Genomic DNA, 21499 nt, shown 5'->3' on the forward strand with positions numbered 1-21499 from the left:
CTGCAATGCACTTTCATGGGGTTCCGATATCTGGGATATTCGATGATTAATTTCAGGTCGGTGTTTGGAAAAAAACGTGGTCAATTTAAATGAGCTCACCTGTTTAAATTATAACACAAAGATTTAATTTACAAAAAACAGCTTAACTGTTAAGATTTAACCGTTGGAGGAGTGCCCGAGTGGTTGAAGGGAACAGTCTTGAAAACTGTCGTATCGGAAACGGTACCGTGAGTTCGAATCTCACCTCCTCCGCAATTTTTCAAAATTAAAGTTTTTGGGGTTGGTGACCTCCCATGCCAAGGTGCTCAATGTTTCCATTGAAAGCCTCATTTAACAATCATTATGAAACCGATTTTAGTGACAAGCTATGTAAACCCCGATCTTGATGGAATCGCTAGCGTAATTGCCTATGCTGAATTTTTACAAAAGAGAGGAAAAAATATTGTTGTCGGGATTATCGGCGAACCACGCGACGAAGCAAAATATATTTTAGATCGCTTTGGCTTTAAATATCCGCCAATGATAAAAAACGCAGATAATTTCGATGAAGTGATACTTATGGACGCAAGCGACCTCAATGAGTTGGAAGGTAAAATTGCCACAGAGAAAGTTATCGAAATCATTGACCATCGAAAAGTTCACGAGGCGGATAAATTTCCCAAAGCCAAAGCGAAAATAGAAATTGTCGGCGCAGTCGCTACTCTTGTCGCGGAAAAATTTATGCAAAAAAATGTTGCCATTTCCAAAGAATCCGCAACGCTTGTTTATGGGGCAATAATTTCAAACACTCTCAATTTCAAAGGAAACATTACCAACGACCGCGATAAGGAAGCAGCCACGTGGCTCAATGGGGTTGCGAAATTGCCCGATGATTTTTGGAAAGATTTATTTATCGCAAAATCAGATTTATCAGGTAAGAAACTCGCCGAGAGAATTGAGGACGATTTCGCGTGGTTTGTTATGGGTGACAAAAAAGTTGGTATCGCTCAAATCGAAATGATTGGTGCAAAAAAACTTCTTGATGAGAGGGGTTTCGAGATTGTTCAAGTGCTAGAAAAAATCAAAAGGAAAATGAGTTTAGATTTTGTTTTCCAAAACACAATTGAGCTTGAATATACCAAAAACTTTTTTGTCGCCCAAGATTCTGAAACCAAAAAACTCTTGGAAAAAGTTTTTAAAGTACAATTTTCTGGAATCTCAGCAGAAAAATCACAATTAATTATGCGGAAACAAATCGTACCATTGCTAAAACAAGAATTAGAAAAAACCAATCATTATTAATAAATGGAAATGTAGTATAATATAATCATCATATGGAAAAATATAAACCTGAAGAAGAAAATAAAGAGAAAATCGCTAGTAAAGAAGAAATCCGATATAAGGGTAAATTATTTGAAGTAGTTTCAGAGCCGGTTGAAATCGACGGGAAAACTTTTGAATTTGAAAAAGTGCGCAGGAGCCCTGGCGTAAGATTGATTATGAAAGACGGGCATGGCAATATTATGCTCACGCGAGAATTTCGACGGGAACTTTCGAATTTTGATTATCGTTTACCTGGCGGAAAGGTTTTTGATTCCTTGGATGAATTTAATGAATTCAAACAGATCAAGGGAGATATTATTGAAAAAGCAAAACAGGCTGCTTTCAGGGAGGCGAAAGAAGAAACGGGATTCGTTCCGGATGCATTAGAGCATCATTCAATTTCAAAATTAGGCGCTACAGTAGAATGGGATTTGCATTATTTTGTTGCCTCCATAGATAGATCCCAGCAAGGCACACAAGAGTTGGAGACCGGAGAAAATATTGAAGTCGTTTGGTTTAAAGAAGAAGAAATTGAAAAACTTATTTTGGAACCAGATAAATTTTCAGAAGAAAGAAGTGTCGCAATATTAATGAGATTTTTGCATCGGGCAAAAACAGCAGAGACAAGAGTAGAATCTATTCTTAAAGAAGAAGGATCCCGCCTGATCGACATTTTGGAACAGAGAGATTTAAGCAGCATCAGATTGCGAGCAAGAAATCTTGAAAAACTCAAGCAGATTTCGGATATAATTTTTGTTGGCTCCTCTCTTGTTGGGAAAACTACACTCGTTGATGCGATTAGGGACGCGATGAAGACCGATGAGACACTCGCTTCAATTTTTCAAATTCCTAAAAGGGTTATCACTAGACCACAAAGAGCTAATGATAATCTTGTGGAAAATCAATTTGTAAATGCTGATGAATTTGAGGAGATGGTTCAAAATGGAGATATTGAGATGCATTGGGTGAGAAAAATGGAAGGAAATCGTGAAGAGCGATACGGTTTCTTAGGTGTTGATAAAAGCAAGATCCCAATCTTTTCGAGGAATAATGCCATTATCAATAATAAAGGAAGTGTTATGCCACCTGATTTACTTGATCAATCTTTAATTATTGCGGTATATAGTCCTGATGACTTGCGAGATGAAAGAATGCAACAGAGATCTCCTGATTTAATAAAAGATAAACCGCAAGAGGTAAAATATAGACTATCTGACAGAGCGATTAACATGTATCCTGAAGCACATTTGGTTGTCAAAAATTTTGGTCACTATCAAGATTTAGCCAAAGAAGATTTGGTTCATTTGGTTTCATTAATATCGAAGTTGAAATCCTGATAACGATTTTTCGGAACCCAATCATATGTTTAGCTGGTTTTTTAAAGCGAGGGCGATTGGATTTAAGAATTAAGCTTCCGGATTTTAATTAAAAAAGTTCGAATTTCGTCCAAAAGGTACCGCCAAAAATTAAACAAAAAAATATGCCATTAGACCTAAAAACAAAAAACAAGGAAAACAAAGAAGAAGAGGTTGAAGAAATCAGGGAACTATCTTTGAGCTATTCTAGAGAGGAACATTATGATACCTATTTTCACAAATGGATCGCTCCCGAACATGATCCGTACACAGTCGGAAAAAAATTCTATTTATTCAGTGCTATTTTTTTGGCAGTATTGATCATTTATTCTTTGGTCACCAACAATCCAATTGTAGCGATAACTTTCATACTCATAGGAATAGTGGGATACATTTATCTCAAAAAAGAGCCGCAAATATTAGCTTTCCATATCACGCACAAAGGGATATCCACGGGAAATGAACTCTATGAATTTGATAATATTAAATCATTTTGGATATTCTATGATCCGCCATATGAAAAAATGCTAAGCCTTCGAAGTAAAAGCGCTTTTACTCCCTATATCCATATTCCTATCGGCAACGAAAACCCGGTAAAAATTCGAGAGATTTTGATCGATTTTATTCCGGAAGAAAAACAGGAACACACTTTTATTGATGCCGCCGAAAGCATGCTTCACAGATAAAAAGATTATAAATGTGCACCCACGAGGAGTCGAACCTCGATCTCAAGCTCCGCAAGCTTGCGTTCTATCCGTTGGACTATGGGTGCTTTTTTGTTTCCCCAAAATACTTTATACAAAATTCAATATACTATATACTGAAGTATATGACAATTGACGTCGAGACACAACTTGAAACTATCCCCCGCATTAGCCCCAAATATGCCAAAAATTTGAGCAAAATGGGAATTTTTACCGTTTACGATTTGCTTTTTCACCTGCCTTTTAGATATGACGATTTCTCCAAAATTTCTAATATTTCCGAAATAGCCAATGGCCAGATTGTTACCATTCAAGGAACAGCAGCGAAAATAAAAACATCAAAAACTTGGAAGAAAAAAATGTATATCACCGAAGCTCAAGTTCAGGATGAAACCGGAGAAATAAAAGTTGTCTGGTTTAATCAGCCTTATATTTCCGATAGCCTGACTGAAGGAAAAAATGTGCGCCTCAGCGGAAAAGTTTCCGCTGACTCCAGCGGATTATATTTTGGGAATCCGGTTTGGGAAATGGAAAGCCGGACTCCAACCAACACCGGAAGACTGGTTCCAATTTATCCGGAAACTGAAGGCCTGACTTCCCGCTGGCTCCGCTGGCAAATCCAAAGTTTTCTAAAACTAAACTTAAAAATAGAAGATTCTATTCCGCAAGATATTTTAAAAAAGCTGCATCTGCCAAATCTTGATAAAGCTTTAAAATACATCCACTTTCCCAATTCCAAGAATGAATATCTGATTGCCCAAAAAAGATTCGCTTTTGAAGAAATGTTTCTGGTACAAATAAAATCAATTCAAGTCCGTTCCAATTGGCAAAAAGAAAAATCAGCTAAAATTAAATTCGATGAAAAATTGATTAAAAAATTCGTTGATTTCCTGCCATTCAAACTGACCAATGCCCAGAAAAAAGCCTCTTTTCAAATTCTCAAGGATTTGGAAAAATTACAGCCGATGAACAGGCTTTTGAATGGCGACGTCGGAAGCGGAAAAACAATTGTGGCGGGAATTTCCGCCCTGGAAGCTATGAATGCCGGATATCAGGTTGCAATAATGGCGCCGACTGAAGTTTTGGCTCTTCAACATTTTTGTAATTTTATTAAAATTTTCTCTGAATATAATTTCAAAATATCTCTATTGACCAATTCCTATCAGCTTAATTCAGAAAGTAATCAGCAATCGGTAATCAGCAATTCGGAAAAAATAAAAAAACATGATTACAAATTACCAATTACTGATTACTCAAAAATATCTAGAAACAATTTATTGGACAAACTCAAAACAGGAGACATCAATTTAGTAATCGGCACTCATTCTCTTATTCAAAAAGACATCCGCTTTAAAAATTTAGCCTTGATAATAGTCGATGAACAGCACCGTTTCGGCGTTGCCCAGCGAGCGTTTTTGCAGCAACAAATAGAAAATATAAATGATGGACTGAAAAATACTGTTCCCCATTTTCTCACAATGACCGCCACGCCTATTCCCCGCACTTTAGCTCTCGCTTTTTTTGGAAACTTAGACCTCTCGGTTCTGGATGAAATGCCAAAAAATAGAAAGAAAATAATTACTGAAATAATAACGCCTCTGGAAAGAAATAAAATATATAATTTTATCCGCAGTGAAGTGAAAAAAGGCCGGCAATGTTTCGTCATCCTGCCGCTGGTTGAAGATTCCAAAATTCTCACAGAAGTAAAGGCCGCGGTTTCAGAACACAAAAATCTTTCCGAAAAAATCTTTCCTGATTTAAAAGTCGGACTGGTTCACGGGAAATTAAAGTCCGTTGAAAAAGAAAAAGTGATGAAAGAGTTTGCTGAAAATAGATTAAACATATTAGTCGCCACGGCTGTCGTGGAAGTGGGAATCGACATTCCGAACGCGACTGTGATGATTATTGAAGACGCCGACCGATTTGGATTATCGCAATTGCATCAGTTTCGAGGACGCATCGGGCGGGGCGAGCATCAATCCTATTGTTTCCTTTTTACTTCCAGCGACTCATCTTCAGGAAAGCAACGAATGAAAGCTTTGGCGGAAAGCAATGACGGTTTTAAAATTGCCGAAAAAGATCTTGAGCTTCGCGGTCCGGGACAATTCTTCGGAACCCGCCAATCCGGAATTCCCGATATCGCTATGGAAAATCTGACTAATATAAAATTAATTCAAATCGCCCGCGAAGAATCCCAAAATCTTTTGCAATCCGACATAGAACTAAAAAAGCATCCTTTGCTCAAAGATGCCCTTCAAAAATTCGACGAAAAAGTTCATTTGGAATAAATGGCTTAAATGAAGGAAAAGAGTTGCTAAACTGTTCAGGAAAGAGTAGAATTAATTTATATCGTCATCCTGAGCCACCTCGGCGAAGGATCCCGAACGATTATAACAAAAGCTTTATTTGCAAATACTGGGATTCTTCACGCGGCGTTCAGAATGACACCAAAAGTGTAACTCATAAGAATAATTTATTAATTATCTTAAAACAACTATGAAATCAGAAATTTTTAAAGCTTACGACATCCGAGGAATTTATCCTTCCGAAATAAACGAGCAGGATATGTATAAAATTGCCAAAGCTTACTGCGAATTCGTGAAACCGTCCGAAGTCGTCATTGGCTGCGATGTCCGCCTCTCATCCTCTGCCCTCAAGCAAGCTGCAATCAAAGCAGTAACGGACTCGGGAGTAAAAGTCATTGATGTCGGAGAAATTTCTACCGATATGCTTTATTTTTCTGTGGCTAACTATGGATATTCTGGCGGGTTTACTATCACCGCTTCGCATAATCCCAAGGAATACAACGGCGCTAAGTTTGTCCGGGAAGAATCACGGCCGATTTCATCAGACACCGGACTTTTTGAAATTCGCGATATTGCCATGGAAGATGAATTGGAAATCATTAATTTTGAATTAACCGAGGAGAATTTGAAATTGATTGAGAAGAAAAATATTATGGATGATTATATTGCCAAAGTAAAAACATTCGCTGATTTTTCCAAATTTAAGAAATTTAAGATTATTGCTAATCCTAACTTCGGTGTTGGAGGAAGAGCAATCGACGCTTTACTGAAAGAAACAGATATTGAAGTTGTAAAAATAAACTGGGAATCAGACGGAAATTTCCCGAAAGGCCGTCCCGATCCGCTCATTCCTGAGAACAGGGAAGAAATTTCCAAATTAGTTATTGAAAATGGCGCTGATTTTGGCGTAGCTTGGGATGCCGATGCCGACCGATGTTTCTTTTTCACGGAAAAAGGAGAATTCATTGAAGGATATTTTGTTACGGCTCTCCTTGGAAAAATTCTTCTTGAAAGAAATCCGGGAGCAACCATTCTGCATGACCCAAGACTCATTTGGGCAATTCAAGATATTGCCAGAGAAAATGGAGGAAAAGATATTGTTACTAAATCCGGGCATACTTTCATTAAGGAAAGAATGCGAAAGGATAACGTTGTTTTTGGCGGCGAAATGAGCGCCCATTATTATTTCAAAGATTATTTTTATTGCGACAACGGCCTCATTCCCTTTGTAATGATGCTGGAATTTCTTTCCACTCAAAGCAAAACGCTTTCGGAAATTATGACTGAAATGTTCTGGAAAAAATATTTCGTGAGCGGGGAAATCAACAGCGAAGTGTCCGACGTGAAATCCAAAATATCGGAAGCCAAAGAAAAATATTCCACCGGCTCAAAAGGCATCGATGAAATAGACGGGGTTTCGATTGAATATGAAAATTGGCGCTTCAACCTCCGCGGTTCCAACACCGAACCGGTCATCCGCTTGAATGTCGAAGCTAAGTCGAAAGAACTGATGGAAGAAAAGAGAGATGAGTTATTGAATTTAATAAGAAAGTAAATTTTTGATAATAAGGAGGATTTCAAATGAAAAAAAGAAGGGATGATTTGTATATTTCTTTAATTCTCATTTTTCTGTTTCTTTTATTAATTTCGAAGGATTTGCACGATCTAATAAAAGGATTAGCGAAATGGGAAGAAGTGTGGCTGCAAGGCTTAACGGGAGCAGTGTTCACCGGTCTAGCGGTGCTAGTTCTAAGAATACCGCTAGTACAAAAATGGCTAGATCTTCGATGAAAAAACGGGAGCTTGCGGAAAACCGCAGCTCCTTTAAAATAGAAAAGTAAAAAAACTATAATATGAACCCGACTCTTTTCTTCACTTCATCCAGCTTCGCTTTAGCAATCGGCCGGACTTTTTCCGCACCTTTTCGTAAAATTTCTAAAACTTCCTCATCACTTAACGCTTTCATTTTTTCCTGAATTGGCTTTAGTTTTTCAATGATAATTTCCGCTAGTCCATCTTTAAATTCCGCATAACTCTTGCCTTCATAGATCTTTTCAATTTCTTCCGGAGCTTTATCGGCAAAAGCAGAATAAATATTGATTAAGTTTTTTAAAGCTGGCTTATCGTCTTGATATTTTATTTCACTACCTGAATCTGTCACCGCTTTCTTGATTTTCTTTCGAATCGCCTCCGCATCATCCGTGAGAGCGATATAGTTATATTCCGACTCGGCTGACTTTGACATTTTATTTGTCGGATCATCCAATCCCATTATCCTCATCCCCTCTTTCGTAATATGCGGTTCCGGGATCACAAAAGTTTCTCCAAATTTTTGATTAAACCTTCTACCCAAAGTCCTTGTCATTTCCACGTGCTGAACCTGATCCTCTCCTACTGGAACTTTTTCTGTGTCATACAGAAGTATATCCGCCGCCATCAAAACTGGATAATCAAAAAGACCCATTCCTACTCCTTCTTGATTTTTCTGGGATTTATCTTTAAATTGCGTCATTCTTTCCATTTCAGACACTTTTGCAACTGTATTCAAAATCCAAGCCAATTCAGCGTGCTGTGAAACTTGCGACTGGATAAAGATGCTAGATTTTTCCGGATCGATCCCTGAAGCCAAATAGGCTTTGGCTACTTCAATCGTTTTCTTTTTCAGTTCTTCCGGATCTTGCAGAACAGTAATGGCATGCATATCCACCACGCAAAAAATTGACTCAAATTCGTCCTGAAGCTTGACCCAATTTTTGATAGCTCCCAGATAGTTTCCAATATGCAAATTCCCACTCGGTTGAATTCCCGAGAATATACGTTTTTTACTCATAATATTATAATATAATATTCTTACGTCTCTGGCAAACCAAATCGCTTTCATCAAAAAACAAAAATGTGGTATAATATAAATATAAAAAAATAAAAAATAAATATGGAAGAAACAAACAAAACCAATGCGCCCCTGAATGAAAACAAATCTGAAGTGCCAAAAAAAGCAAGTATTCCGATGATAGCAGCTATTGCTATCATACTAATCCTATCGGGATATATATTTTACATAAGCTTTAGCAATTACGCGAAGGAAGGCCAGCCCGATAAGACTAGCCAACAAGTGAATCAACAAGCAACTCCAGAAAATTCTTCTCAAGATAAAAACGAAACGGATAGCGGTTTTGATCTTTTTTCCGAAAAATATACTAGCGCCAACTCCAACGACAAAACATCTGAGAAAGAAAGTGGCCAGAGCAACAACGGCCAAATTAATGAATACGTGGGATGGAAAACTTATATCAATAGCGAAATTGGCTATAAATTAAAATACCCGGCCGATTGGAAGGTTGAGGAATCATCCGGTTACAACGAGGTCATTGAACAAAATGTAAAATCAATCGTTATTTACAGCCCTGGAGAAAAATATTTTCTTCACTGGGGAATCAAAGAAAAGAACGATCCATTTTCTATTTCCGGTCGTACGGGAATTGGAGCTGGAGACTTTGTTAAAGATGGAAAAATTACCATATTAGGCAAAGAAACGGATATAACAAAGCTTGTATTTGAAGGAAAAACCTTAGAATTATTTTTTCCAAGCACTGGATCATCCCAAACTAAAGATGAAAAGCATTTTTTTAATGCATCCTTTTCTATCAACAATCAAAGCAACTCAAATATAGCGAACGTTCCAGAATTGGAAACAGCCAAAAAAATATTGAAAACTATCCAGATTATCCCCCGAAAAGGAACAATGTGCCAGTCAGCGCTTACCAATCAAGATAAGTCAGCTATTGAAGGTTACGAAGCTTACTACAACAAGACGCATAAATATTTAATCCGCATTCCAAACAATTGGATACAGTCTAGCTTTGTAAGTTTAGACGAAAGAATAAATCCGGACGATGTAATAACATTCCTTGGTTCGGATGAAGGTGAAAGATTTCAGTGGAAAAGTAAGAAATTCGCAGACATCGAAATCCCTGGAACATGGGAACTGTATTACTCCAAGGAAATTAAAGTTTCTTGCGAACAAGCAACAACAAAATATTTCAAAAGAGGAAATAAGATTTTTCTCTTGACTCAATTCTCTCATGATGGAACAAAACATTCGATTTTATACGGATTTACTAATGTTGGCGCTTCGCTTACTAGCGACATTATAGAAATATATGACTCTATGCTGAAAAGCATTGAATTTGAAGATTAGTTTTCTTTTATTTCTTTCATTAAACAAAAACGCTCCGAAAATAATCGGGGCGTTTTTTGAGACCATACAAAGATTTTACACTTCAATAACTACCGGCAATATCATCGGACGTCTTTGTGTCTTCATATAGAGAAATGAGCCGACTGATTCGCGGATGTTGTTCTTCACATAATCCCAGTTGATGTTCATATCCGGAGAAGTTTTGTCGTGAATGACTTTTTCCACCACTTTTTTGGTTGCATTTACCAAATCAAAATTTTCTTTAACATAGATGAAACCGCGAGAAGTAATCTGCGGATTGCCGATAATTTTTTTCGTTGCCCTGTCAATAATCACCACAATCGTAAACATCCCATCCTTGGCCAAAACCTGCCTATCGCGAAGAACCACTTCACCCACATCACCCACACCCAGTCCATCAACCATCACATAATTAGTATCAACTTTTTTCGCAAATATCTTGGCTTTTCTATCATGCACCTCAAGCTGTTCTCCATTATCCAAAACGAAAATATTTTCCTTTCGAATGCCGACTTTTTCTCCCAATTTGGCCGCTTCCTTGAGCATATAGTGATTGCCATAGACCGGCAGAAAGAAATCCGGTTTGATTTCACGCAAAACTTCCTGAATATCAGTTGCATTGCTATGACCGCTAATGTGAACATCCAAGATTTCCGAATGAATCACATTGTCGCATTTTCGATACAAATCATCTTTGAGTCTTTGCACTGTGCGTTCATTTCCTGGGACAATCGATGAGGAAAATATAATTGTGTCATCTTTCAAAACTTGCACAAAACGATGCTCATCATTAACAATTCGAGAAAGCACCGCATTTCCTTCGCCCTGAGCTCCGGTGCAAATAACCACCACTTTATTTCTCGAATACTTGTGAATATCATTCACGGAAATCAAAGTTTTTTTGTGCGCTTTGATATAGCCCAATTCCTTGGCAATTTCAATATTCATCTTCATACTATATCCATCTAAAGCCACTTTCTTGCCGATGCTTTCCGCATATTCAATAATCTTTCCAATTCGCTCAATCTGAGAAGAAAAAGCTCCAATAATCACCATCCCTTTGGCTGTACTTATTAGTTCATCCAGATTTTTGTACATTTCAACCTCTGATTTACTAACCGGTTTCGTGTCAGTAGCTCCCAGACTTTCCAGCATAAGTATCCGCGGAGAAGGAAGGTTGGCAAGGTGTCCGTAAGAAACTGCCTCGTTTCTATCCGGATTTTTGTCCATCGTCCAGTCCCCCGGATGAATAACTGTTCCGTCCGGAGTTTTGATAATCACTCCGACCGCATCCATCACTGAATGTTCCACATCGAAAAATTCAATGGCAAATTTTCCCAATCTTATTTTGTCGGAAACTGAATTCACTCTGATGATTTTGAGATTCTGAACGGAATTTTTTTCGAAATCTTCCAGCCTTTTTTTGACCAAGGCCAGCGTTAAATCGCGTCCGACAATCGGCGGATAACCGAGTTCCCGAAGTAAAATCGGAGCCGCTCCGATATGATCAAGATGCCCGTGACTGAAAATCACTCCTCGGATATTTTTTTCTTTTCCCTTGAGATAGCTTATATTGGGAATGATATAGTCAATTCCCGGCATATCTTCCTCGGGAAACATTATTCCCATATCCAAAATTATGATGTCCCCATCATATTCAAATATGGTCATATTTCTTCCCACTTCTTCGTTTCCTCCCATTGGAGTAATACGGAGATTCCCCTTGGGTTTTTCTCCGGCTGATTGAATTTTTTGATAATTCAATTGCGGATTATTTTTTTGAGGACGATTTCTTTCTCCTGATTTCATTTGCTGGGGCACTTTTGAAAGCGATCCGTCGCGGGGCAAATCAAACCCTTTTTTTGGTTTTCTTCTTGTTGTATTCATATTTTTCATAAAACATAAAGCATGGAACATGGAACATAAAAATTTACGCCACAAAGCATGATCTATTTTTAATTTTTAAAAAGTTAAGAAGATGTGGGCTTGGAGAGACTTGAACTCTCACGGGCTTACGCCCATACGCACCTGAAACGTACGTGTATACCAATTCCACCACAAGCCCAGCGATAAATTTTCAATGAATTTTCAATTAAAAAATTTACAATGTTTGAAAATTAAATCATTGTGATTTCATTGAAAATTGGTATTTGAAAATTGAAAATTATCCAAAGTTTTATTCCCTGTTATAATCATCCTCGTAATGCACAATATCGTCTTCCTCAAGATAGCTTCCTGTTTGCACTTCAATAATTTCCAGTATTTCTTTTCCCATATTTTCCAGCCGATGTTTACTTCCAATCGGTATAAATACGCCTTCCCCTTCTTTAATATCAGCCACGGAACCTCCGTTGAAAACTCTGGCATTACCTTTTACTACAATCCAATTTTCCGTTCTTTTTCTATGCGATTGCAGGCTCAGTCTTGATTCCGGATTAACAGTAATTTTTTTTACTTTGTATCCTAATTTGTCTATCAATACTTCATATTTACCCCACGGCCGGTAAACAATTATACTGTCACTAAGTTCCGGCATTTTTTTCTCTTTGAGGTATTCAACCACTTTTTTTACTCCGTCATTGCTTTCTCCCATTTTTTGCACCAGAATACTGTCATTGTTTTCGATAATAATTATATCCTCCACTCCGGAAGTGACAACTAGCCCATTGTTTACCGAATGGACAAAAACATTTTTGCAGTCAATGGAAAGATGTTTTGGATTGCTATCTTTTTTCTGGCTGAGTATTTCCGCCAAAACGTCAAAACTTCCAATATCGCTCCAGCCGAATTCCCCCTCAAACACAACCATCCTGTCCGATTTTTCGCTGAGAGCCACATCGATGGCAACTGACGGAAGATCTGAAAAATTAGCGCAAAAATCTTCATAGCTTTTCGAAAAAGCTGAATAAATTTCCGGAACATATCTTTCGAGCTCTTCGGAAAAAGTCTTAGTATTAAAAAGATACATTCCCGCATTCCAGAGATATTGCCCGCTGTCCACAAATTCTTGCGCGGTTTTCTTGTCGGGCTTTTCTTTAAACGCTTCGACTTTGAAATAATCATCTATCTTTTCTCCTTTTTTAATATATCCCAAGCCGGTATGCGCCATGGTCGGAATAATTCCGATCGCTCCCAAATTGTTTTTCACCTTGGAAAGCGCATTTTTGGCAATTTTCACATAATTTTCCTTGTCGCCAATATAATGATCTGAATGAACCTCGATAATTGGAGCCATCTCATCTATCTTAATAATTTCTTGGAGATATTTAACGGCCAATGTTATCGCAGGCATGGTGTCAAGGCTTTTGGGTTCTCGAATAACTCGAGATTCCTTAAAATCCTCATACACCTCTTTAATTTGATTCAGAACATTATATTGGTTTTCTTCGTTCGTGACGAAGTATATGTTTTCTTGCGGAACAACTTCTTTCATCCGCAAAAATGTCTCTTGAAGAAGCGACTTGTCACTGTAAAGCTTCAAAAACTGCTTAGGAAAGTTTTTTCGGGATAATGGCCAAAGCCGGGTTCCCGAACCTCCACAAAGAATAATGCAATACATAAAAAAGCTTTTAATTTATATTTGAAGTTTTTTTAGACTGAAATATAGAAGAATAACTTAGATGTCTAATACTAGCACGTTATTCTAGCATTGTCAAGCCGCCCAGATCTTCTTTGGCAATACTTTTGTAAAGAGGGTTCCTTTTGAGAGCCGGTTTTCCATTATGCTCAACGACATAATAGGCAAAACCTCTCATTTTTTTTACCAGTTCATAGTCTGCGTGTCCCGGAAAACTAGCCGGATCCTTGTCTTCAAAATCTACCGGGCTGTCATCAGCGGTAACGAAATATGTTTCTCCAATATTGGCCAGCAGGTGGCCGAATTTAGAGGGCATAAATACAGTTTGCCCCGCTTCAACCGGGATTGCCTTAAATTCCTCTACAATATCTGAAATCATTTCCCCATTTTCATTTTCGGCTAATTTTTGAAGAAGCGCGACTCCATAGCCATAAACAATTTGATATGTTTCGCTCAAATCTCCCACATGATAATGTCCGTATGTTTTTATGTATTCTCCGGATACTGTTCCTGGCTCCCAAACGGTTATATTTTTCTGATGCGACCCTCCTCGGATCATATAATAATGAACGGCAGGTCCCGCGCCTTGAATATCCATAAGGACTTCTTTCATTTTTTCATGAGTCCTAGACGCATAATGCTTGCCAGCATTTGTGAAGTCAATTTTCATATTTTTATTTTTATTGATTATTCTCTAACTCTCGCTATGTTGATATACCACTTATTGATATTGCAAAACCTATTCGAAGGAGAATTTATATTTTTCACATCTATTCCTTTTACTTCGCTTGAAACAGGATAAAGATAATACGGGCTATAGAGAAAAACCGCTAACGCTTCGTCCGATATGATTTTTTGAAACTTCTTATATTTTTCTATTCTTTTTTCCATATCTAGCTCCTGCCTTATATCGCGAAGCAAGTTATCGGCATCTTTATTGTCAAGCATCGCTAAATTAAATCCTGGATCGGATTTCTGGCTTGAGTGCCAATAAGAATAAATGTCCGGTTCAAAACTTGAATCTTGTCCAAAAAGAAGAGCTTCATATTCACGAGGACGAATATAGTTCTGTTGCAAATCGATAGCAGACAAGCTTTCTACGCTTGCATCTACGCCAATCTCCTTCCATTGTTTGATCAAGATATCCGCTGTTTCGACAAGATCCGGAAAATCAGCAGTATAAATTTTAAATTGGAGCTTAACGTTATTTTTTTCTCTTATTGTTTCCCCGTCTTTCAATTTCCATCCAGCTTGATCCAAAAGTTCTCTCGCCCTTTCCAAATCAAAATCCCTTTTATCTATATCGCCATTAGTTTCATTCATTGACTGCAGGAAGGGAGAAAATATTTCCACTCCTTTATCCTTGAGCACTTGCTTTATTATTTCTTTCCTATTGACCGCATGAGACAGTGCATATCTTACAGAATCGCTAGCCAATGGAATGCTTTTCGTCTTATTAAAAAATATAGAAAAATAGCGGGGGAAGTTAATCTCTTTCACTACTGTGCTTTTTTTGTTTTTTATGCTGCCGATCTTATCAGAATCAATAGTTTCCATCCCTTTGATTTCTTTTTTATTGTATGCCGCAAGCATCGCGTCTTCATCGGGATAAAAATTAAAAACAACTCTGGAAATATACGGCTCTCCTTCGTAATATTTATCGAAAGCTTTTAGATTATAGGAAAGAATTTCCCCGGTTGAACTTTTTTGAAAATCGACAGCTTTATACGGCCCGGACCCAACCGGCTTTAAGTTATAATCGGCCAAAGAAAATTTTTCCGGAGCAATGTTTCCCCAGATATGCTTGGGGAGTATGCCGACTGTCAGATTATTAAGAAATCCGAAATATGGACTGCTGATGTTGAAATTCAAGGTGTAATCATCAATTTTGGAGGCATCAATTCCCTGCCAATTTTGCCTCAAAGGGCTCTTGTAGGCTGGATCTTTGAGAACGCTTACAGTGAAAAAAACGTCTTCTGCAGTTAGCGGAGTTCCATCATGCCAAAATAAGTTTTCTCGCAAATGCACTGTATATGTTTTCTGGTCTTCAGAAATTTCATAACTTTCCGCTAGATCTTTCTCTAATTTTCCTTCCGAATCATATTTAAAAAGTCCGCTATAAATAAGCTGAACTAAATCAGAATCAGCTTCGCTTGTTTGCGAAAGCAATGGATTGACATACAAAGGCTGACCGACAACTCCTTCGACATATTCTCCTCCTTTTTTAGGGATAGGCTTCGTGAAACCGATATAAAGACTTGATAACCAGAATACAAGAGAACCGATAATTATAAAGATTAAAGTAACAACTACCAATTTCTCCTTGAAATTAAGAAACTTGCTCATCTTGAGCCAGTTCCTAGAAAAGAAAAACTTAATTTTTTCAGCGGTACTAATATGTTTAAAATTAAAGATTTATCTATTTATTTGATAAAACAAAACTGGCTATTGATAATCCCAAGAATCCGACAGACAGGATTATTGAAAGATAGAACAAGAATTTTTCCATTCCTCTTTTGGTATAATATCCGCCGAAATCTCCTCCGAAAGTAGCCGAAAGTCCGGATCCCCTGTTCTGAAGCAAGATCGATACCATCAAAAGCAAACTAACAGCAATTTGAGCTATATTTAAAATTTTCATTTAATCAAATTTAACATTTAAAACTTATATAAGTGTATCAAAACAAGCGCAATCCGTCAATTCACATTGTAATATTTTGGCTTTATTGAAGCAAAAAATGGCAACTATTTTCTATTATCCAGCCACTCTTGGAGTATTATTCTGGCCGACTCATTGTCATCGAATTTGTTGACTCCCTTCATCCCTTTTTCTATCAAATTCCTCTGCGCTATTTTGGTGGTAAACATCTCATTTTGATAGAAAACTTCAATTTTTAAGCTATTTTGAAGAAATTCCCCTAATTTTTTAGCTTCTTTTTCAACACTTCCTTCTGTTGAGTATGATGGAATTCCTACTACTATTTTGCTTGCATTCTCTTTATTTATAATTTCTTTCAAATTATCCATCAGATTTTTGTCGTTTTTTAGGGTTTCATAAGCAAAGGCCATCTTTGTCTCACTATCCGCCAAAGCCAAGCCAACATTTGATTTTCCATAATCAATGCCCAAAATATGGCTTATATTAAGGTTTTTTTCATCTATTGACATAAAGTTAAATATATGATAGTATTATAGGTTGCAAAAATAAAAAACAACGAGGAGGACACATATCATGAAAAAAGGTTCTTTTTTTATTTTTGTTTGCGCTATTGCCTTTTGCCTTAGCTCAGTTGCTGAGTCAGCTGAGTACACTATTCGGAAAGGAGATGGCTGGCAGAGAATCGCCAGAACCGTTTCTGAAGTTTCTGGAATTCGGCAAGATGTCAATCTGTTGCGGGAAGCAAATCCCGCAATGGAAAAACTCATTCCTGGTCAAAAAATAAACTATCTCACCAAAGAAGAGGTAAGGATGGCCAGGAAATGGATTGAACTTTGTATCTCTGCTGGATACGAAGATTCAGTCTACTGGGATGTCAAACGGGATCTTTCCAATGGAATCATCAAGAGGGATTCCATTCGAAGGATTATGAATTTCGCTGAGGCGTACCGCCTTGACGTTCGACCAGCTCCGGTTGTGAGCTTAACAAAGCTCGCGCCGTAACCAACTCCCCATTTTCACAAAAGCATTTGCTGGCGTGGAGATGGGGATTTTATTTTGTCAAAATTTCATATCCATCATCAGTAACCAAAACCGTGTTTTCGTAATGTGCGCTGAGTTTCCCATCTTTGGTTTTAAATACCCAGCCGTTTTTTTCGATAGTCAAATGGTAGCTTCCTTCATTAACCATCGGCTCAAGCGCCAAAACCATTCCGGATTTTAATTTCAAATCTTGATAATAGCCTTTTCCCCAATAATTCATAACCTGCGGATCTTCGTGAAGCTTGGTTCCTATTCCATGTCCGACCAGATCCCTCACCACCGAAAAACCATTCTGCTCAACATATTTTTGAACCGCTTTTGAATAATCGCTCAGCATTGCGCCATTTTTTATTTTAGAAACTCCTTCCCAAAAAGATTTTTCCGTTATCTCAATAAGTTTTCGCGCTTTCTTATCAATCTTCCCTACCGCAAAAGTCCTGGCCATATCAGAAAACATTCCTTCATATTTCATTCCTACATCCACTTTTAAAATATTCCCTTCCCTGAGAATTATTTCTTCCGAAGGAATTCCATGAACTATCTCGTCATTGATAGATGCGCAAATTGAAGCCGGAAATGGATCACCGACATCGGATCCGTAATTTTTAAAAGCCGGAATTCCTCCCAGCTTCAGTATCGCATCTTCGGCTATTTTATCAAGAGAAAGAGTATCAATTCCAATTTTTATGTTCTTTTCAATCTCATTCATTACCAGCGCGAGCCTCTTGCAGCTCTCTCTGATTTTTCCTATTTGCTCCCCGGTTTTAATGGTAACCATAGATTATTATATCTTGCTTATGATATCATCAAAAACTTCTTTCTTACTTTTTGTTCCATCAATTTCTATTAATACACCTTTGTTTCTATAATATTCCACGACTGGAAGCGTTTGCTCTCGAAAAATAGATAATCTTTTTTTGATACCCTCTTCCGTATCATCTTTTCTTTTTTCCACACAGCTTCCACAATCCGGACATAGATCGTTGGGATCCTGTAAATTTTCCCCCAAAACAAAATGCTTACGGCATTTTGGACAGCTATATCGCCGGGAAACTCTCTCGATTGATTCTTCGTCGGAAATATTCAGAAATATTATTTTGTCTATTTTTCTTCCCGAATCAGCAAAAGCTTGCTCTACTTCTTTTATTTGTTCAACTCTGCGAGGAGCTCCATCCAAAATAATTCCTTTTTCTGGAATAACTTTCCTGAACTCTTCTATCAGAGATCTCAAAACAACCTCATCAGAAACTAATTCTTTTTTAATATGGACAATTTCATGCAATTCTCTTCCCAGTTCGCTATCTTCTTTCGCCATTTTTCGAAGCATTCTCCCTAATTCGATATGAGTTGCGCCAAAATGCTCCGCTAGAAATAACGCTTGCGTCCCCTTCCCGCTTCCTTGTTGCCCCAAGATAATTAAATTCATAAATCGCTAATTTTCACAAATTAAAAACAAATTTACATTAACCACAAAATATTGTTAAATTTATATTCGTGATTCGTGTAAATTCGCCTATAATTCGTGTTAATTAGTTTCTATCAGAATCCTTCATAGTCTCTCATAACCAGCTGACTTTCAATTTGTTTGATTGTTTCAATAACAACTGAAACAACAATCAAAACACTGGTTCCGCCAATCGCAATTGTGCTTATTCCGCTCACAGCCCTGATAAACAAAGGCAATACCGCAATTAAACCAAGAAACAATGACCCTGTCAGGGTTATCCTGTTCATTATTTTATAGAGATAATCGGCTGTATTTTTTCCTGGGCGTATACCCGGAACATATCCTCCCTGCTTTTGGAGATTTTCGGAAATTTGGTGAGGATCAAAGACCACGGCTGTATAAAAATAGGTGAAAAGTACGACAAGAATAAAATACATCACTCCATAAAACAACTGATTCTGAAAAATATTATTCACAGAAGTAGCAATGTTTGCTATTGTCGTATTTTTCACTTGCATCAAAAAATTGGCTATCATTCCGGGAAAAAGCATTATGGAAATAGCGAAGATAATTGGGATTACTCCGGCTTGATTAACGCGAAGAGGAAGATGAGAAGAAACTCCGCCATACATTTTGTTGCCTCTTATTCTCTTGGCATAAGAAACAGGAATGTTCCTCTGTCCTTCGGAAACCATAACGACTCCAGCTATGGTAATAATCGCCACTATTGCAAAAATTAAATAAGTAAAAAATTTGGTAGAATCAAAAACGGAAAAAAGCTGGCTTAAGCTTCCCGGGAGACTGGCCACTATTCCCGCGAAAATTATTAGAGACACTCCGTTGCCAATTCCCTTTTCGGTGATAAGCTCTCCTAGCCACATCAAAAATACAGTACCCGTAGTAGCGATAATTATTATCATTATAATATTGAATTGAGTGAGATCTCCCAAGACCTGCTGGGAACGAAGAAGGCTGATCATTGCAAAAGACTGAAGCGCTGCCAGCGGAATCGTAATCCATCTGGTCCACATATTAAATTTTTGCCTTCCCGCTTCGCCTTCTTCCTTATAAATCTGTTCCAGACGCGGAATGATCATCGTCAAAAGCTGCATTATGATAGAAGCGGTGATATATGGTCCAACGCCCAAAAGAACAATGGAGATATTGCTAAGCCCGCCTCCGGAAAAAATATTAAGAAGTCCCAAAAACTGGTTGCCTTCAAAAAGTTGTTTAAGCTGCTGCGTGTTCACTCCCGGTACCGGAATGGCCGCTGCAATCCTAAATACCACCAAAAGTCCAAGTATGAAAAATATCTTGTTTCGAAGTTGCTTTACTTTAAAAATTTGAACTAATTTCTCAAACATCTAATTAACCTTTTTTATTTCTCTTAGGAATTACGCATTTCAATAATAATTATGTCATTCCTGCGAAAGCAGGAATCTACACAAACGATAATCACAAGTTTAATGTATAAGCATTAGATTGGTGAAATTTGAAAGCGTAGATTCCTGGTCAAGCCAGGAATGACAACCAAACGCGTAAGTTATTTCTCTATGGCTTTTTTAGCAGATTCAGACATCGATATTTCTTTATCTATAACAAGTTTCTTTGTAAGTTTTCCTGTTCCAAGTATTTTTATTCCTTTTCTTGATTCTATTTTGCCTATAAGACCGGTTTCCATTAAACTTTTAATACTAACCGTATCGCCATTTTTGAAATTTTTCTCCAAATCAATGAGATTTATGTTAATTTTTTTGGAATGCGGGGATTTAAATCCTCTGACCTTTTTGAGTCTTTCAATTAAAGAAGATCTTCCACCTTCAAACAAAGGATCTATGGCTTTTCCTCCTGATCTGGCTTTTTGCCCTTTGTTTCCTCTGCCGGAATAAGTCCCTCTTTTTCCGCCTCTTCCGATAGTCTTTCTCTTCTTTTTATTCTTAAGTTTTAATTCGTGAATTTGCATAAAATTTTTAATTAAGCTTGGCTAGCTTTATTCTCTTTTAAACTTTTTAATGCGGCTACTGTCGCCCTAGCTACGTTTAATTTGTTAGACGTTCCCATCGATTTCGAAACAATATCATGAATTCCTGCTAAATCAACAACGGCTCTAACCGCTCCTCCGGCAATTATTCCCCGCCCTTCTTGCGCCGGTCTAAGCATTACCCTTGCGCTTCCCAGCTTAATCAATACATCATGAGGAATGGTTTTGCCGCTCATTTTCACGTTTATAATATTTTTCTTGGCATCATTATAAGATTTTTCAATTGCATCAGAAACATCAGATCCCTTGGAAACACCCACTCCCACTCTCCCTTTTCTATCCCCGATAACCAAAGTTGCCCTAAATCGAAATCTTCTTCCGCCTTTCACTACCCTGGTTACACGAGCAAGATCCAGAAGTTTTTGTTCAAACTCCGGTTTTTCCCTTTTCTTGAATTTTCCGTTATTGTTTCTACTCATAATGATATAGCTCACTAAACTACATTAATTATTTCTCTAAATATCACTAATTATTTTATCTTAAACTTATATGAATCAACCTATCAAAATTTAAGTCCGCCTTCTCTTGCACTATCCGCAAATGCTTTAATTTTCCCGTGATATTTGTATCCGCCTCTATCAAAAACCACTTCAGAAATTTTTTTATCGATGCATTTCTTCGCAACAACCTTGCCCAGCTTCCTCAATCCTTCGATATTGTTTTTTCCTTTAGCTTCTTTGAGATCGGCTGATACTATAGTGTTGCCTTTCTTATCATCAATAGCTTGGACATAAACTTTTTTCAGACTGATAAAAACACAAAGCCTGGGTCTTTTGGCTGTGCCGAAAATCTTGGCCCTAATTCTCCTTTTTCGCTTCTCTCTTAATTTTTTCCTATCTATAATCATA

At 37.5% G+C, this 21499-nt stretch carries 20 protein-coding genes and 3 tRNA genes; 8 read left to right on the top strand and 15 right to left on the bottom strand.

Going from position 1 to position 21499, the window contains the following annotated elements; all coding sequences use genetic code 11:
• Positions 1–165: 165 nt before the first annotated feature.
• From WC906_01695 to WC906_01710, 4 genes are all read left to right on the top strand, one after another.
• Positions 166–252 (top strand) — tRNA-Ser (locus WC906_01695).
• A 90-nt stretch (positions 253–342) separates the two neighbouring features.
• Positions 343–1281: a DHHA2 domain-containing protein gene (locus tag WC906_01700; protein MFA5777128.1), complete on the top strand. Its 939-nt coding sequence runs from the start codon at positions 343–345 to the stop codon at positions 1279–1281.
• A gap of 32 nt (positions 1282–1313) precedes the next feature.
• A complete protein-coding gene (locus tag WC906_01705; GenBank protein ID MFA5777129.1) occupies positions 1314–2639 on the top strand; it encodes an NUDIX domain-containing protein in 1326 nt (441 codons plus the stop codon).
• Between the two features lie 143 nt (positions 2640–2782).
• A complete protein-coding gene (locus WC906_01710) occupies positions 2783–3343 on the top strand; it encodes a hypothetical protein (protein ID MFA5777130.1) in 561 nt (186 codons plus the stop codon).
• Positions 3344–3357: 14 nt separating this feature from the next.
• On the opposite strand, the gene WC906_01715 is transcribed toward WC906_01710, so the two are convergent.
• Positions 3358–3429, bottom strand: a tRNA-Arg gene (locus WC906_01715).
• A gap of 57 nt (positions 3430–3486) precedes the next feature.
• Between WC906_01715 and recG the strand changes: the two genes are divergently transcribed.
• Both recG and WC906_01725 read left to right on the top strand, forming a co-directional pair.
• Entirely contained in the window at positions 3487–5649 is a 2163-nt protein-coding gene (recG, locus tag WC906_01720) for an ATP-dependent DNA helicase RecG (protein MFA5777131.1), read from the top strand.
• A gap of 208 nt (positions 5650–5857) precedes the next feature.
• Positions 5858–7222: a phosphomannomutase/phosphoglucomutase gene (locus WC906_01725; GenBank protein ID MFA5777132.1), complete on the top strand. Its 1365-nt coding sequence runs from the start codon at positions 5858–5860 to the stop codon at positions 7220–7222.
• 291 nt (positions 7223–7513) lie between these two features.
• Here the strand turns inward: WC906_01725 and trpS are convergent, their stop codons facing one another.
• A complete protein-coding gene (trpS, locus tag WC906_01730) occupies positions 7514–8497 on the bottom strand; it encodes a tryptophan--tRNA ligase (GenBank protein ID MFA5777133.1) in 984 nt (327 codons plus the stop codon).
• A 102-nt stretch (positions 8498–8599) separates the two neighbouring features.
• Between trpS and WC906_01735 the strand changes: the two genes are divergently transcribed.
• A complete protein-coding gene (locus tag WC906_01735; protein MFA5777134.1) occupies positions 8600–9865 on the top strand; it encodes a hypothetical protein in 1266 nt (421 codons plus the stop codon).
• Positions 9866–9940: 75 nt separating this feature from the next.
• Here WC906_01735 and WC906_01740 read toward each other — a convergent pair whose 3' ends face one another.
• The 7 genes from WC906_01740 to ruvX form a co-directional block, all read right to left on the bottom strand.
• A complete protein-coding gene (locus WC906_01740) occupies positions 9941–11773 on the bottom strand; it encodes a ribonuclease J (protein MFA5777135.1) in 1833 nt (610 codons plus the stop codon).
• A gap of 94 nt (positions 11774–11867) precedes the next feature.
• Positions 11868–11951 (bottom strand) — tRNA-Leu (locus WC906_01745).
• 111 nt (positions 11952–12062) lie between these two features.
• On the bottom strand, positions 12063–13445 hold the full coding sequence (locus tag WC906_01750) for a mannose-1-phosphate guanylyltransferase/mannose-6-phosphate isomerase (GenBank protein ID MFA5777136.1): 1383 nt from the start codon (positions 13443–13445) through the stop codon (positions 12063–12065).
• A 79-nt stretch (positions 13446–13524) separates the two neighbouring features.
• Positions 13525–14133 (bottom strand): glucose-6-phosphate isomerase family protein, encoded by a 609-nt coding sequence (locus tag WC906_01755; protein MFA5777137.1) that lies wholly within the window; start codon positions 14131–14133, stop codon positions 13525–13527.
• A 17-nt stretch (positions 14134–14150) separates the two neighbouring features.
• Positions 14151–15809: an ABC transporter substrate-binding protein gene (locus tag WC906_01760; protein ID MFA5777138.1), complete on the bottom strand. Its 1659-nt coding sequence runs from the start codon at positions 15807–15809 to the stop codon at positions 14151–14153.
• A gap of 73 nt (positions 15810–15882) precedes the next feature.
• Complete coding sequence (gene secG / locus WC906_01765; protein MFA5777139.1) at positions 15883–16104, bottom strand: preprotein translocase subunit SecG; 222 nt, start codon at positions 16102–16104, stop codon at positions 15883–15885.
• 104 nt (positions 16105–16208) lie between these two features.
• Entirely contained in the window at positions 16209–16631 is a 423-nt protein-coding gene (ruvX, locus tag WC906_01770) for a Holliday junction resolvase RuvX (protein ID MFA5777140.1), read from the bottom strand.
• Positions 16632–16695: 64 nt separating this feature from the next.
• Between ruvX and WC906_01775 the strand changes: the two genes are divergently transcribed.
• Positions 16696–17124 (top strand): hypothetical protein, encoded by a 429-nt coding sequence (locus WC906_01775; GenBank protein ID MFA5777141.1) that lies wholly within the window; start codon positions 16696–16698, stop codon positions 17122–17124.
• A gap of 49 nt (positions 17125–17173) precedes the next feature.
• Here the strand turns inward: WC906_01775 and map are convergent, their stop codons facing one another.
• The 6 genes from map to rplR all read right to left on the bottom strand — a co-directional run bounded on the left by map (position 17174) and on the right by rplR (position 21498).
• Complete coding sequence (gene map / locus WC906_01780; GenBank protein ID MFA5777142.1) at positions 17174–17941, bottom strand: type I methionyl aminopeptidase; 768 nt, start codon at positions 17939–17941, stop codon at positions 17174–17176.
• A 6-nt stretch (positions 17942–17947) separates the two neighbouring features.
• Positions 17948–18589, bottom strand: coding sequence for a nucleoside monophosphate kinase (locus WC906_01785; protein MFA5777143.1), 642 nt, complete (start codon positions 18587–18589; stop codon positions 17948–17950).
• A 113-nt stretch (positions 18590–18702) separates the two neighbouring features.
• On the bottom strand, positions 18703–19974 hold the full coding sequence (secY, locus tag WC906_01790; protein MFA5777144.1) for a preprotein translocase subunit SecY: 1272 nt from the start codon (positions 19972–19974) through the stop codon (positions 18703–18705).
• Between the two features lie 179 nt (positions 19975–20153).
• Positions 20154–20573: a 50S ribosomal protein L15 gene (gene rplO, locus WC906_01795; GenBank protein ID MFA5777145.1), complete on the bottom strand. Its 420-nt coding sequence runs from the start codon at positions 20571–20573 to the stop codon at positions 20154–20156.
• A gap of 11 nt (positions 20574–20584) precedes the next feature.
• Positions 20585–21070: a 30S ribosomal protein S5 gene (gene rpsE / locus WC906_01800; GenBank protein ID MFA5777146.1), complete on the bottom strand. Its 486-nt coding sequence runs from the start codon at positions 21068–21070 to the stop codon at positions 20585–20587.
• Positions 21071–21153: 83 nt separating this feature from the next.
• The gene (gene rplR, locus WC906_01805; GenBank protein ID MFA5777147.1) at positions 21154–21498 is read right to left on the bottom strand and encodes a 50S ribosomal protein L18; all 345 of its coding nucleotides are present in this window, start codon (positions 21496–21498) and stop codon (positions 21154–21156) included.
• Position 21499: the final 1 nt, after the last annotated feature.

The organism is Parcubacteria group bacterium (assembly GCA_041657845.1).
Taxonomy (GTDB): Bacteria; Patescibacteriota; Minisyncoccia; order Moranbacterales; family JAKLHP01; genus JAKLHP01.

Coding starts and splice junctions, on each gene's coding strand:
- recG (MFA5777131.1), top strand. CDS start 3,487: ATGACAATTGACGTCGAGACACAACTTGAAACTATCCCCCGCATTAGC.
- WC906_01700 (MFA5777128.1), top strand. CDS start 343: ATGAAACCGATTTTAGTGACAAGCTATGTAAACCCCGATCTTGATGGA.
- secG (MFA5777139.1), bottom strand. CDS start 16,104: ATGAAAATTTTAAATATAGCTCAAATTGCTGTTAGTTTGCTTTTGATG.
- WC906_01740 (MFA5777135.1), bottom strand. CDS start 11,773: ATGAATACAACAAGAAGAAAACCAAAAAAAGGGTTTGATTTGCCCCGC.
- WC906_01735 (MFA5777134.1), top strand. CDS start 8,600: ATGGAAGAAACAAACAAAACCAATGCGCCCCTGAATGAAAACAAATCT.
- WC906_01755 (MFA5777137.1), bottom strand. CDS start 14,133: ATGAAAATTGACTTCACAAATGCTGGCAAGCATTATGCGTCTAGGACT.
- WC906_01725 (MFA5777132.1), top strand. CDS start 5,858: ATGAAATCAGAAATTTTTAAAGCTTACGACATCCGAGGAATTTATCCT.
- rpsE (MFA5777146.1), bottom strand. CDS start 21,070: ATGAGTAGAAACAATAACGGAAAATTCAAGAAAAGGGAAAAACCGGAG.
- ruvX (MFA5777140.1), bottom strand. CDS start 16,631: ATGTCAATAGATGAAAAAAACCTTAATATAAGCCATATTTTGGGCATT.
- WC906_01760 (MFA5777138.1), bottom strand. CDS start 15,809: ATGAGCAAGTTTCTTAATTTCAAGGAGAAATTGGTAGTTGTTACTTTA.
- rplR (MFA5777147.1), bottom strand. CDS start 21,498: ATGATTATAGATAGGAAAAAATTAAGAGAGAAGCGAAAAAGGAGAATT.
- WC906_01775 (MFA5777141.1), top strand. CDS start 16,696: ATGAAAAAAGGTTCTTTTTTTATTTTTGTTTGCGCTATTGCCTTTTGC.
- rplO (MFA5777145.1), bottom strand. CDS start 20,573: ATGCAAATTCACGAATTAAAACTTAAGAATAAAAAGAAGAGAAAGACT.
- WC906_01710 (MFA5777130.1), top strand. CDS start 2,783: ATGCCATTAGACCTAAAAACAAAAAACAAGGAAAACAAAGAAGAAGAG.
- WC906_01785 (MFA5777143.1), bottom strand. CDS start 18,589: ATGAATTTAATTATCTTGGGGCAACAAGGAAGCGGGAAGGGGACGCAA.
- secY (MFA5777144.1), bottom strand. CDS start 19,974: ATGTTTGAGAAATTAGTTCAAATTTTTAAAGTAAAGCAACTTCGAAAC.
- WC906_01750 (MFA5777136.1), bottom strand. CDS start 13,445: ATGTATTGCATTATTCTTTGTGGAGGTTCGGGAACCCGGCTTTGGCCA.
- trpS (MFA5777133.1), bottom strand. CDS start 8,497: ATGAGTAAAAAACGTATATTCTCGGGAATTCAACCGAGTGGGAATTTG.
- WC906_01705 (MFA5777129.1), top strand. CDS start 1,314: ATGGAAAAATATAAACCTGAAGAAGAAAATAAAGAGAAAATCGCTAGT.
- map (MFA5777142.1), bottom strand. CDS start 17,941: ATGGTTACCATTAAAACCGGGGAGCAAATAGGAAAAATCAGAGAGAGC.